An 814-nucleotide genomic window follows, 5' to 3' on the forward strand; every position below is an offset into this window, starting at 1 on the left:
GTCCTGCACGAAGCAGCCTTCCATCGGCGTATCCAGGGGTTTGTCGAAGGCCAGGGCGATGGCCCAGGTCGGGTCCATTTTTACGCTGGCAGCGACACCCGCCAGCTTGGGCGCGGCGGCCAGCAGGGCGGTGGCTTGGGGGGCGGGCGTGGCGATGATCACGTGGCTGAACGGCCCATGATTGCCGCCGTCGGCATCCAGCAGGTTCCAGTGGTGCTTGCCTTGGAATACCTCGGTGATCCGGCAACCGAACTCCACCGGCAGGTCGTCGAGCAGCGCGCGGGTGATGGCGCTCATGCGCGGTGTGCCGACCCAGCGGGTCTGTTCATCGGGGGAGGGCGTGAGCTGGCCGGATTTGAAGTTATACAACTGCGGTGTCCACTGCTCGGCCCAGCCGTTGCTTTGCCAGCGCTGCACTTCGTTGACGAAGCGTCGGTCGCGGGCGGTGAAATACTGTGCGCCCATATCCAACGCGCCGGCATCGCTGCGCTGGCTGGACATGCGGCCACCACTGCCGCGGCTTTTATCGAAGAGTTGTACAACGTGCCCGGCGTCTCGTAACGCTCGGGCGGCGGAGAGACCGGCGATGCCGGTACCGATGATCGCGATGGGGACAGTCATGGGAGGCCTCGTTTTACCGTTGGGTACAGACTACGCCGACACCAATAGCTGTACAATATTGTTTTTTGGTATAAGTTTTGGCGTACCTGATCGTTTGGCGTGGCCTATGGTTAAGACTGAGGCTAAACCCGTCTGCTTAAACCAATGTCACGCCCGATTACAAATTGATCCCTGCTTATAAAATAGACCAGTG

1 protein-coding gene is annotated in these 814 nt (G+C 60.7%); it reads right to left on the bottom strand.

All coding sequences use genetic code 11. The features are described 5' to 3' along the window. Positions 1-621, bottom strand: a 621-nt coding sequence (locus tag MCRY_RS22490) for an NAD(P)/FAD-dependent oxidoreductase (protein ID WP_139834178.1), incomplete at its 3' end; no start/stop codon positions are given. Between the last annotated feature and the right edge of the window lie 193 nt (positions 622-814).

It is taken from the genome of Marivita cryptomonadis, from assembly GCF_002115725.1.
GTDB classification, from domain to species: Bacteria; Pseudomonadota; Alphaproteobacteria; order Rhodobacterales; family Rhodobacteraceae; genus Marivita; species Marivita cryptomonadis.